General features: G+C 47.4%; 5 protein-coding genes. 4 read left to right on the top strand and 1 reads right to left on the bottom strand.

The features are described from left to right. Positions 1–448, bottom strand: a 448-nt coding sequence (locus ACWA2B_RS27550) for a transposase (protein ID WP_449292853.1), incomplete at its 3' end; no start/stop codon positions are given. A 1,064-nt stretch (positions 449–1,512) separates the two neighbouring features. Here ACWA2B_RS27550 and ACWA2B_RS27545 point away from each other — a divergent pair. From ACWA2B_RS27545 to ACWA2B_RS27530, 4 genes are all read left to right on the top strand, one after another. After that, positions 1,513–2,337: a thioesterase II family protein gene (locus tag ACWA2B_RS27545; protein ID WP_165150854.1), complete on the top strand. Its 825-nt coding sequence runs from the start codon at positions 1,513–1,515 to the stop codon at positions 2,335–2,337. 215 nt (positions 2,338–2,552) lie between these two features. Beyond that, positions 2,553–4,448: an ABC transporter ATP-binding protein gene (locus ACWA2B_RS27540; RefSeq protein ID WP_081317618.1), complete on the top strand. Its 1,896-nt coding sequence runs from the start codon at positions 2,553–2,555 to the stop codon at positions 4,446–4,448. Continuing rightward, entirely contained in the window at positions 4,423–6,288 is a 1,866-nt protein-coding gene (locus tag ACWA2B_RS27535) for an ABC transporter ATP-binding protein (RefSeq protein ID WP_069012585.1), read from the top strand. The genes ACWA2B_RS27540 and ACWA2B_RS27535 overlap by 26 nt, the downstream gene beginning before the upstream one ends. Positions 6,289–6,339: 51 nt before the next feature. Next, positions 6,340–13,414 (top strand): amino acid adenylation domain-containing protein (locus ACWA2B_RS27530; RefSeq protein WP_449292852.1); only part of this gene is annotated, 7,075 nt, incomplete at its 3' end.

Below are 13,414 nucleotides of genomic sequence, written 5' to 3'. Positions count from 1 at the left end.
CGTGTGTGGAATCGGTGACGAGAACACGCCCACCCACCATTCGGTGAGAGATCGCCTGCAGCACAATTTCATCGAAGATATCTTGAAAGATCGTGGTGTCTTTAAAGCGAGTGCGACGATTCCAGCTAATCGTCGTATGGTCCGGAACTTTATCCGTTAAGCCCAACCCCAGAAACCAACGATAAGCTAGGTTCGTCTGAATTTCTCGCTCGAGTTGCCGTTCTGAGCGAATGCCATAGAAATAACCGAGAAAGATCATTTTAAACAATACGGTAGGATCAATGGCAGGACGCCCGTTGTCTGCACAATACAGTGGCCGAACTTTATCATCGATAAACGAAAAATCGATATACTTATCTACTTTGCGGAGCAAGTGATCTTGAGGAACCAGATCTTCGATGGAAACAAATTCGTAGGATTGTTGTTTTTCGCGGTTGGAACGTAGCATATCAACACCATCCCTTCTACAATAGTTACCTATATTATACAACATTAACGCGGTGTCGTCTTAAACAAAATTAACATAAAATAGGCTGTCGAGACTTTCTCGACAGCCTGAGAGCACAGCCTTAATGGGCTGTGCTCTTTTTGTATACCATAAGGCTTTCGCATTTTGGAAATTATATATACATGAACCCATACATATACTCCATTCCACTAAATTAATAAGATTGGGGGATAACTACAATAAAGCTTACAACACTCTGCATATTGACCGATAGTGAAGTCAAACATAATGAAATTTATAAAGCAGCAAGTCTCCAACAATAGGGAGCCTTGCTGTTTGCCGTTACTGTTTTTTGAGAGGGTGAAAGATTAAAAGTAAGGCTATAAATTTCTAGAGAACAGGTACTTTTGAAACGAGATAGAAACGTTTTTATTAGAGTTTGAAAAGAAAATTCATAGATGTAGGAGAGAAAAACTCAATCCAAACTGGATTTTTTAGACGAAGAGTCAGAAAAAAATATGCAAAAAATGGTCCTTTAGGACTATGGAATAACAATATTTATTACAAAAATAAAGAGTTATTAATTTTGGCTTATGTGAGCTTGATACAAATCCAATCCAATATTTAGGTGATTGAAGAGAGCTGCGGAAAAAGTCGGAATTTGTCGGATGATATCAGGTTGAATTTGTTACATTTATGTTAATGGCATGTAAAGATAAAATTGTTGTAGGATAAGGGGTTGGGACCTCAATGTAAATCAAAATGAGTTCAGTTTTACAAAATTCGTGAAAACCTGAAATCTTGTTTTAAACTAAATTAACAGATCGTGATTGACAGATAACTCATACAAAAAGTGAAATTGTTGCTTTTGAAGTTTGGAAACAAATAACATAATATGGATTTTATTTTATTTTTATGAGCTCTATCAATTTAGCCCTTTTGTCCCATGCCAAGTGGTTTTAAAGTTTGTATATTTAAAAACAGTTAGAAAGTGTTGGAAGAAAAAAAGAGATATAAGGATTTACTGTAAAATTATGAACTGCATAGAGGATGGAGGAATTCTTATGACAACTCGATCACAATCTTGGTTCGCGAAAACAGAGGTCCAACCGACTACGAAGCTCCAACTATTTTGCTTTCCCTACGCCGGTGGTGGTGCTTATATATTTAACTCTTGGAAGTCCAGGTTTGCGCCTGACATTACCGTGTTGCCTATACAACTTCCAGGACGTGAAAGCCGCTCAACAGAAGCTCCAATGGATACTCTTCAAGACATCGTTCAATCGTTGGTTCCAGCTATGGCTCCATACATACATAAGCCGTTCGCTTTTTTTGGACACAGTATGGGAGCACTGATTGCATTTGAAACAGCACGGCAATTGTACAGCAAAACTGGAAAACTACCTGTGCATATCATCATATCCGGTAAATCCGCACCACATATTCCATATTCCAAAAAACGACTCCATGATTTAGCAGACGATTCTTTCACCGAAGAGCTTCGTTTGATGCAGGGAACACCTGAAGAGGTGCTGCAAAATGCAGAATTGATGCAAATTATTATGCCTCGTCTGCGTGCAGATTTTAAGGTATGTGAAACTTATGTTTATCAGCCGGGAAATCCATTGATATGTCCGATGACTGTTTTAGGCGGAATGAAGGATTTTGAGGTTAGCACAGATTCACTCCATGCCTGGCAACAGCATACGACATCACCTATGGATGTTCGAATGTTCGAAGGTAATCACTTTTTCATCCATGAACAAGAACAAGAGGTTATGAGCACAGTCGAGAACATTCTTTCTACATCCTCGCCGATGGCCCACGCGGCGGGAGCTCATACAGCTTACAACACAAGCACCCTACAACCACGATTCAGACAGAGTTAAATGTCCCACACATCACGATACACTTCGTTATTACCATCTCAGCAACAATCAACAACCAACCCACACCAAGATGCAAATTCCAGCATAGTTCAAAATCGCATTTTATTCTGTACGGATACTCATGCATCCAAACCCAGAGTTTATCTCAACGACGTCCACAGCCAATATAAAAAGTTCGCACTGAAAAAGTGTGGGCAGCGAAAAGAGGGATGCCCTTGTTTCGATTAAATTCTGCTTTTCGGAGACTCGCACGTTATGTAAGGCCGTATAATCTATGGGTTTTCATAACGGTGATCACCTCCTTGTGTTTGGCAGCTATTGACATTATTTTGGGTAAGGCCATTGAGCAAATGGCACAGGGGACATTCTCCTCTACCCAGAACATGATCTATCTGGTTGTTGGTATGACGCTAATTGGAATGCCCTGTAAGTTTGTGATGAGGTACGCTTCAGCGCGATTTAGTGTTAGTGCTCTGCGCGACTTGAGAGGCGATCTCGTACATAAGTTTTGCGATTTACCGGTTTCCAGCGTGGAAAGGAAATTTACCGGAGATTTGGTATCCCGTCTAACCAATAATACGGCAGTATTACAGAACTTTTTTATCCAGCAGTTTGCCAATCTGTTCTATTTACCGCTCGTGTTTACGGCATCACTCATATTGCTTTTACTGACAAGCTGGAAACTGATATTGGCAAGTCTTGCGCTCATGCCAATAGGAATGATCATAACATCACTAATGAGCAAGCCAATTGAAAAATACTCCGCGGATCTTCAGGAGAAAATTGCTCATTTGAACGCTGTGGGGCAAGATGCAATCGGAGGAATCCCTATCGTCAAGGCATTCAATATGCAAGCTGTGCTGTTGAAGAAGTATATGGTGATTATGGAGGAGGTCGTCAAGCGCGGCTTACGGCTAGAAAAGCGCTATGCAGCCATTACTCCGGTAGGTGTGATGATGCTAGCAACACCGATTATTTTGGTCATTGTATACGGAGGATACCTGATACAACATGGAGAGTTGAATGCTGGAGGCATTGTACTTTTTTTATACCTGATTTCGTTCATATTGCAGCCGATTGCCATGCTGCCGACGATCATTTCGCAAATGAAGGAAGCGGGTGGAGCCGCAAAGCATTTGTTTGAGGTGCTGGATTGGCAGAATGAACGTCAGGACGGCGAAATGACCTTGGTAGATCAGAAGCGAGAGAATAGGGCGCCTCATTTGAAAGACGATGCAGATGGGGAAGCCAACCGAATGAGTGAAGGCGGAGCAGAAAGTGATGATGACGTTGATAGTGTTGCTGTAGTCAGCTTTGAGCATTTGACCTTTGGCTACGATGAAGGGAACACAGTGCTGAAGGATATCAGCTTCCAGGCAGGGCAAGGGGATATGGTCGCGATTGTCGGTGCCAGCGGTGGGGGTAAAAGCACGATTTTCAAGCTGCTTTGCGGATTTAATGAACCTGGAGAGCATGCTGGAACCATTCAACTATTTGGAAAGAGTTTGACAGATTGGAATTTAACAAGCCTGCGCAGTCATATTTCGATGGTATCTCAGGAGCCGTCGCTTTTTCCGGCCACCATTGCAGAAAATATCGGATATGGACGTTTGGAGGCGACTCGAGAAGAAATTGTCGAGGCGGCGAAAGCGGCACATGCGCATGATTTTATTGTTCAACTTCCCGAGGGCTATGAAACCCTGTTGAGCGAGCGGGGAGGCGGATTGTCTGGCGGTCAAAAACAGCGTATTTCCATAGCAAGAGCATTATTGAAAAATGCTCCGCTACTTCTATTGGACGAGCCGACTTCAGCACTCGATAGTCAGTCGGAGGCTCAGGTGCAGAATGCGATGAATGCGGTAATGCAAAACCGGACGGTACTGGTCATTGCTCATCGACTGTCAACCGTACGTCAGGCGAACCGCATTATTGTACTCGATCAGGGGAGCATTGTGGAATCGGGTTCTCATGAGGAATTACTGGGTCGTGATGGTGTGTACCGAAAGCTGTATTTGAAAAATTTTGAAGAAGAACAGCATACGGCGGAAAACGGTAATTCGTTGCCTGAGGAAAGGGGTGAGCGTCGTGACCTTCAAGCAGGGGTTTTATGAATTTAAGCAGTTGATGTCCCTGATGAAGCCGCACCAAAAATGGTATTTTACCGGGCTGGTTGGCAATAGTCTGACCAATGCCAGCATCACGATTTTACTTTCTTTTGTGGTGCATTATTTGCTGAATTTCGCGGTTAATGGCAATGTACAGGAGCTATACCGAGCGGTCTATTTGGTCAGTGGTACATTTTTGGCATTAAGTCTTATCTCCCCCCTGTGCAGCTATATGTATAAACGGTGTGTAAAGCTGGCGATTGCTGATGTACGAATGAAACTATTTGGCCACATTGTCAAGCTATCGTACGAAAAAGCCGAAAAACACCATTCGGGTGATCTTGTATCCCGTATGACGAACGATGTACAGGCGCTAGAGCAGGCTTACACCGTTCATATTCGCTCGATTATACTGGAAATTTCGCTTTTCTTGGGCTCGTTGGTCATTTTGATGGCTTTGGATTGGCGATTTGGGATTATGGCGGTTGTACTTGGGCTGGCTTCTGCCTGGATAAATGCTCATTTCGCGAAGAAAATGCGAAAGACGAGTGAAGAGTTACAGGGACGGATGAGCAGGTTCACGGAACGATTGAGTGATTTGCTTTCCGGTTTGCAGACGGTGAAGTTGTTTGGGTTGAGGACAAAGGTAGGTGGACTATGTAACGATGCAAGCGAGGACATCAATCGCATCAGCATCCGGCAGGGACGTCATATGGGCTTGCAGGATATGTGCAATTTTGTCATAGAGTTCATTACGCTGGGCGGTGTGCTTGTCGCCGGATTGATTCTGGTATCGCAGAAGCAAATGGAACTGGGAGTATTGGGACAGATTGTACAACTGCAAACCGGTATTTCAACGGTATTTTTGGAGCTAGGGGCGGCTGTAACACTGTTACAAAACTCCTTGGCAGGCTTGGCGCGTATCCGCGAAATTCTGGATGAGTCGAAGGAAGAGGAACAGTTCCCCGCGGCTAAAAAGAAGGGACCGCTGACTAGGCTTAGCGATCCCGAGACGGCAGCTTTATCAGCCCGTGAATCTGGGGAATTCTATGGCGATGTTGAAACCTTAGGTTCAGACCACGCCATTGAACAGACTCCGGCTGCGCTGGAGCTGCACGACATCACCTTTGGCTATCAGCCTGACCATCCAACGCTGCAAAGGTTAAACTTGGTCGTGCCGGAAGGGCAGGTCACTGCACTTGTCGGTCCGAGTGGTGGTGGCAAAAGCACAGTCATGAAGTTGTTGCTGGGATTTTACCCACCGGATGAAGGTGTGCTGCGGGTTCGTGGTCGTTTGGCAGAAGAATTTCCGTTGGATGAGGTCAGGGATTTGATGGCCTATGTACCACAGGAGGCTACGCTGTTCCACGGTACAGTAGCGGATAATATCCGTTTTGGCTCACCGACTGCCACGGATGAGGAAGTGGAGGCTGCAGCCAAAACAGCCTATGCCAGCGGCTTCATAGCCGAGTTGCCAGAGGGGTACGACACGATTGTCGGTGAACGCGGAGCCAATTTGTCCGGCGGTCAAAGACAGCGGATTGCAATTGCCCGTGCTTTGCTCAAAAATGCACCGATTTTGCTATTGGATGAAGCGACCTCGGCTTTGGATGCAGAATCGGAATATGAAGTCCAGCAGGGCTTAAATGAGTTGATGAAGGATCGTACGACATTAGTTATTGCCCATCGATTGTCTACGATTGAACGGGCGGATACGATCTGTGTCCTTGCCGATGGCGAACTGAAAGAGCAAGGTACCCATGATCAGCTCCTTGCCGAGGGCGGTCATTATGCAGAGCTGTATGAGCTTCAATTTCGAAAGCATCCCGAGGAACAAACCGCATGAATATGCGAATTTCCTTTTTACCAAATATCTATTTTGTGAGGAGAGAGACGGATGACACAGCAAGATGTTCAATTGTTTTCCTTAAGCCAGCCACAGCAACGTATTTGGTATACGGAGCTTTTGTATCCTCATCGGAACACTTCAACAATTATTGCTACTGTAAAGATCAGGGGAACTGTTCGCATAGATGCCTTGCAGCAAGCAATGAATCGGGTAATTGCCCAAAATGATTCTTTTCGTATCAAAATTACTGCTCAGGATGGGATTCCATATCAATATGTAGAGCCGTTTACGGCAGAAAGTATAGAAACGATCCAAGTTACCCCGGAAGAAGCGAATGTATGGTTAAAGCGTCATAATCCACAGCCGTTCTCATTGTTGGATTCGCAGCTGTACCGATTTGTTATCTTGCAGCTCGGAACAGAAGAAACATGGTTTAATTTTAAAATGCATCATATTATTTCAGACGGCGTGTCCATGAATCAGGCCATTAATGAAATCACAGGACATTATATGGATATTGTGCATGGTACAGGCCAAGATGCGCCGACCAAAAGCAATCCCTATCTGGATTTTATCCAGGTAGAGCAAAGTTATGAGCAATCAGACCGTTATCAAAAGGACAAAACGTACTGGACGGAAAAGTTTGCCGATTTGCCTGAGACTACAGGTTTGAAATCATATAACCCGCTGACACTGAGTACAGCTGCACGCCGGGAGAGCTTTATACTGGAACATGAGTTGTATCGTGGTGTTACGGCTTTTTGCGAAGAGCATAAAATTAGTATTTTCACGTTCTTCCTAGCGGCTCTGTATATTTATTTGCATAAAGTGACGGGGGAGCAGGACTTAACCGTGGGGACACTCTATGCCAACCGTACGTCTAAGAAGGAAAAGGATACCATCGGTATGTTCGTCAGCACCGTGGCTACGCGTCTGTTGGTCGAACCAGAATCCGAACTGCTGACCTTTCTGCAAGGTGTAGGGAAGGAGCAGGCGTCCATTTTGCGGCATCAGCGTTACCCGTACAACAAAATTATTCAGGATTTGCGTGAACAGCAAAGCAGCCTGGACATTCAGCGTCTGTTTGGTGCTTCCATTCAGTACCGTACCTTGAGTTTCTCCCGGTTTGATGAAGCGATTCAGCAGGTGGATAACGATTTCTGCGGAGATACGGTGAACGACTTCGATATTCACATGGTTGAAATGCTGGATGATGATAGACTCGTGCTGTATCTGGATTATCGTACCGAGCTGTTTAGTGAACAGGAAATTGCTCGAATTATTCGGCAATTTTTGAGTGTGGCGGAGCATATGGTGCAGGGCCCACACAAGCGGATACAGGAATTGTCGCTGATCAGTGAGGAAGAACGGGCGCAAATCGTCGACGTATTCAATGCTACAGCGGTGGAATATCCACACGAAGCAGGCATTCATGAGTTGTTTGAGGAACAGGCTGAACATACACCGAATCAGACAGCAGTTGTGTTTGGAAATGCCCGTTTAACTTATGGCGAACTGAATGTAAAAGCAAATCAACTGGCTCACACGTTGCGCGGACACGGTGTTACCGCCGAGCAAACTGTAGGTATCGTTGCTGAGCGTTCCACGGATATGATCGTCGGCATGTTGGCGATTCTCAAAGCGGGCGGTGCATATGTACCCATTGACCCTGATTATCCGGCTGAACGTGTACGTTACCTGTTGGAAGATTCGGGAGCGAAGTTGTTGCTGGTGCAGCGTGCAGAACAGCAACCGGAGGAATACACCGGAATCGTACTGGATCTGAGCGATGCTAAGGTGTACGCGGCAGAGGATGACCAAGGCTTGAATACCGTACATGGGGAGCAAAACGAGGCTTATCATGTGGATTATGCCGATTATAAAAATCCGAAAAATGAGATTTTAAATGAGATTTTAAAGGAATCGTCCTCGTCTGTCGTAGACAGCACTGCTGGGACACAAGAACGGAAATTTGGAAACCGACTAGCTTATTTGATGTATACTTCGGGCACGACCGGACAGCCCAAAGGGGTTATGGTAGAACATCGCAATGTCGTGCGCTTGGTAAAGCATACAAACTATGCGCAACTGGGTGCTGACACGCGCATTTTGCAAACTGGCGCCGTTGTCTTTGACGCGTCCACCTTCGAAATTTGGGGTGCACTATTGAATGGTGGACAGCTCGTGCTGGTGAGTCAGGATGTTATTTTGGACGCTCCCAAGCTCAAGGAAGCCGTGCGCAACCATGGTATCACGACAATGTGGCTGACTGCGCCGCTCTTTAACCAGCTATCTCAGCAGGACTTGGAGCTGTTCGAGGGGGTAGAAGAACTGCTGGTCGGTGGTGATGTGCTGTCCGTACCGCATATTAACCGGGTGCTGGAGGCTTATCCGTCTCTGCGGATTATTAACGGCTATGGTCCGACGGAAAATACAACTTTTTCTACAACTCATGCGATTGCTGGAGTGCAATCAGAAGCGGTGCCGATTGGGCGTCCGATCCACAACTCCACAGCGTATGTCGTAGACCGTTCCATGCAGCTTCAGCCTGTTGGAGCATGGGGTGAGCTGATCGTCAGCGGCGACGGGGTGGCACGTGGCTACCGGAACCGTCCTGATTTAACGGCTGAAAAATTCGTAGATAGTCCGTTCCGTAGCGGAGAGCGCTGCTACCGTACAGGCGATTTGGTTCGCTGGAATGAGGATGGAACGCTGGAATACAAAGGACGGATCGACGCACAGGTGAAAATCCGGGGCTACCGGATTGAGCTGGGCGAGGTGGAAGCGCAGCTCTTGAAGCTAGATGCGGTACAAGAAGCTGTCGTCATTGCACGTGAGGATGAGCAGGGACAGAAACAACTCTGCGCATATGTAGTCACCCTTGTGGATATCGCGGCTAGTGAGTTGCGAAGCACCTTGAGCCAAGAATTGCCGGGTTATATGGTGCCGTCGTATTTTGTGCAGATGGATCAATTGCCGTTAACACCAAATGGCAAAGTGGATCGTCGGGCGTTGCCGCAACCGGAGGGAAGCGTGGATTCCGGCGAGGATTATGTAGCAGCCCGTAATGAGGTAGAGCGGACATTGGTATCGGTATGGCAATCTGTACTGGGAATCGAACAGATTGGTGTTCTGGATAACTTTTTCCATTTGGGCGGCGACTCGATCAAGGCCATCCAAGTGTCTTCAAGACTGCTGCAAAATGGTTACAAGCTGGAAATGAGGGAGTTGTTCCAGTATCCGACGATTGCTGAGCTGAATGGACGGGTGCAGCGGGTGACCCGCGTTTCCGATCAAGGAGAAGTTAGTGGAACCGTGGCATTGACACCGATTCAACACTGGTTCATTGAACAGCAGCCATCCAATCCTGAGCACTATAACCAGGCTCTGATGCTGCATCGTGAGGATCGACTGGACGAAACGGCGCTTCGTCAGGCACTGCAAAGCATTGTCGAGCATCATGATGCTTTGCGCATCGTATTCCGCCAGAATGCAGACGGTGGGTATGAAGCATGGAACCGAGGCGTGCAAGAAGGAGAGCTGTATAGCCTCGAAGTGGTGGATTACACAAGGGAGTCTGACTTTGCTCATTTGCTGGAGAACAAAGCCAACGAAATCCAAAGCAGCATCCGTCTAGATGAAGGACCGCTGGTAAAGCTGGGTCTGTTCCGTTGCAACGATGGAGACCATTTGTTGGTAGCAATCCATCATTTGGTGGTTGACGGTGTGTCTTGGCGTATTTTGTTGGAGGATTTGGCAACCGGCTATGAACAGGCTTTACGGGGCGAGTCTGTCCGTTTGCCGAATAAAACGGATTCCTTCCGCCTTTGGGCTAATCAGCTGTCAGTTTATGCGAACAGCACAGCATTGGAGAAGGAGCGTGCGTATTGGGAGCAAATTGAGGAAGCAGGGAAAAGCCAGGCATCCTTGCCTAAGGATTACACTCGTAAATCTCAGGCCAAGCCACAGCTTCGCGATGATCGAACGCTGACCGTAGCGTGGACGGTAGAAGAAACAGAACAATTCTTGAAACAAGCTCATCGGGCCTACAATACGGAAGCGAACGACCTCTTACTGACAGCTCTGGGCACTGCAATTCAGGAGTGGGCGGGCATCCGTCAGGTGCTTGTAAATCTGGAGGGTCATGGACGGGAAGCCATTTTGCCGGATATGGATATTACGCGCACGGTCGGTTGGTTTACCAGTCAATTCCCGGTTGTACTCAATATGGGCGAGGATCGGAATGTAGGACGGCGTGTCAAGAACGTCAAAGAAGGGCTGCGCCGTTTGCCGCATAAAGGGATTGGATACGGGATTTTGAGATATCTTGCTAGCGGTGAAGGAGAAGCAGCTTTTGTTGCCGAGCCAGAAATCAGCTTTAACTATCTCGGACAATTCGATCAGGATTTAAAGAATAATGCCTTCCGCATGTCTCCTTATTCCATCGGAGCTTCCATGAGTGACACGTTGACCAAGCGGTATGCTCTGGATATCAACGGCATGATCACGGACGGTGCACTGGAACTGACGATCAGCTACAGCAACAAAATGTTTATGAAAAAATCAATCAAAAAGCTGGCTGATCTGTTGCAGGAGGGCTTACGTGAGGTATTGGCTCACTGTGTGGGTAAAGAGTTGCCGGAGCTGACACCAAGCGACTTGTCCTTCCAAGGACTGACGGCTGGAGAGCTGGATCATATTGTAGAGCAGACGGCTAATGCGGGAGAACTGGAAAACATTTATTCGCTCACACCCATGCAAAAAGGCATTCTGTTCCACGGCTTAATGGAGCCGCAATCCGGGGCGTACTTTGAGCAGGCGACATTTGATCTGCAAGGCAGCTTTCAAGTGGAGGCTTTTGCCGAAAGCCTAAATCAGCTGGTGGATCGCCATCAAATATTCAGAACGAATTTTTATAGCGGATGGAATGAGCAGCCTTTACAGGTGGTGTACCGTCACAAGCACGCCGGGTTCCGTTTTGAAGATGTACGTTCGATGGAACAAGGTGAGCAGGACGCATACATTGCTGATTTTGCTGAACGCGACAAAGCCGAAGGCTTTCATTTCAGCTCAGGCGAGCTGATGCGGGTGTCTATTTTACGTACAGGCGAGGAGTCGTATCGTTTTGTGTGGAGCTTCCATCATATTTTGATGGACGGTTGGTGCTTGTTCCTTGTTGTAGGGGAAGCATTTAATACGTACTTTGCCATCCTCGAAGACCGCAAGCCGGAGCTCGCTCCGGTAACACCATACAGCGAATACATTGAATGGCTGGATCGGCAGGACAACGTGGAGGCTGAACGGTTCTGGAGTGATTATTTTGCTGGCTTTGAGCAGCAGACCGTATTACCGCAGGTAAAACAGCTGGACAGTCACGCTAAAGAATATGAAGCGGACAAGCTTTCGTTTACACTGGGCCACGAAGTGACGGAACGGATGAACAAGCTGGTTAAGCAGAAGCAAGTAACGGTCAATACCCTTCTGCAAGCAGCGTGGGGCGTTGTGCTGCAACGGTATAACAACAGTCGGGATGTTGTATTTGGCAGTGTCGTATCCGGCAGATCAGCGGATATTCCGGGCATCGATAAAATGATTGGTTTGTTCATTAATACGGTTCCTGTACGAGTTCACAGTGAGAAAGATATGACGTTTGCTGCGTTAATGAAGCAGATACAGGAGCAGGCACTGGCTTCCCGTGCCTATGAAACCTATCCGTTGTATGAAATTCAGGCCCTAACAGAGCAGAAACAGGACCTGGTGAACCATATTATGGTGTTTGAAAACTACCCGGTGGAACAGCGCATGGAGCAAATGGGCAGTCGTGGCACGAATGGCTTTACGATTGCAAATGCTTCCGTGTCGGAGCAAACGAACTATGATTTCAACATTACGGTTGTGCCGGGCGATGAAATTCATGTCCATTTGGAGTACAACGCGCAAGTATTGGAACGCACGGCTGTAGAGCAAATCCGCGAGCATTTGCTGCATATGATTGAAGAAGCGATTAACAGACCAGATGCGCTGGTAGATGAACTTGAGCTGGTGACTGCTGCGGAAAAAGCAAAAATCATCGATGGTTTTGGATCCGTGGGCGTAGCTGCATGGAGTGATGAAAAGCAATCAGAAGGGTTGTTCCACGTCTATGTGGAAGAACAAGCGCAGCTTGTGCCGGATCATGTGGCAGTGGTATACGAGGAGCGGCAGCTTACGTACCGCGAGCTGAACGAGCGTGGGAATCAACTTGCTCGTAGATTGCGAAAGGAAGGCATTGGGCGTGAATCCATTGTTGGTATTTTGAGCGAGCGATCGGTGGACATGATGGTCGGCGTACTGGCGGTGTGGAAGGCCGGCGGTGCATACGTGCCACTGGATGCAGATTATCCTTCAGAACGTATCCGCTTTATGCTCGAGGACAGCGGCGCTACGGTGCTGCTTACGCAAACAGGTTTGCAGGAACGCGCGCAAGCATGGCTGGAGGAGAGCCGACAGGTCTTGGCCGGTGGGCAGTCTGAGGGCGAGTTGGAAATAGCGGCTGGCGCTGAAACGATGGAAAGAGGCAGCCTGAGTGAAGGCGTAAGTTTTAAATTAGATTCGAGTTCTGACAACGAAGAAGCATCCGAACCGGCAACAGGGCTGCGTCTGCGTACTGTATTGGCGCTGGACGATGAGTCGTTGTACACCGGAGATGCCACGGATGTGGAACATATCAACGAGCCGCAGGATCTGGCATATGTGATCTACACCTCCGGTACAACGGGACGTCCGAAGGGTGTCATGATCGAGCATCACAGTTTGGTAAACACAGCTGTGGCATACCGACGGGATTACCGTTTGAACCAGTTCCCGGTACGGCTGCTGCAACTGGCAAGCTTCTCCTTCGACGTGTTCGTCGGCGATATCGCGCGGGCGCTCTATAACGGTGGCACGATGGTCATCTGCCCGAAAGACGACCGCATTGATCCAAGCCGTCTGTATGGCTGGATTCACGATTATCAGATTACGGTGTTCGAATCCACACCGGCTTTAATCGTACCGTTTATGCAGCATGTGCATGAACAGGGCCTTGACATGAGCAGTCTGGAACTGCTGATCACCAGCTCGGATAGCTGCAGCGTGACGGATT

The organism is Paenibacillus sp. CMM36, from assembly GCF_053570945.1.
The sequence above is the reverse complement of the archived record's forward strand: the minus strand, read 5'-3'. Positions and strand labels throughout refer to the sequence as shown.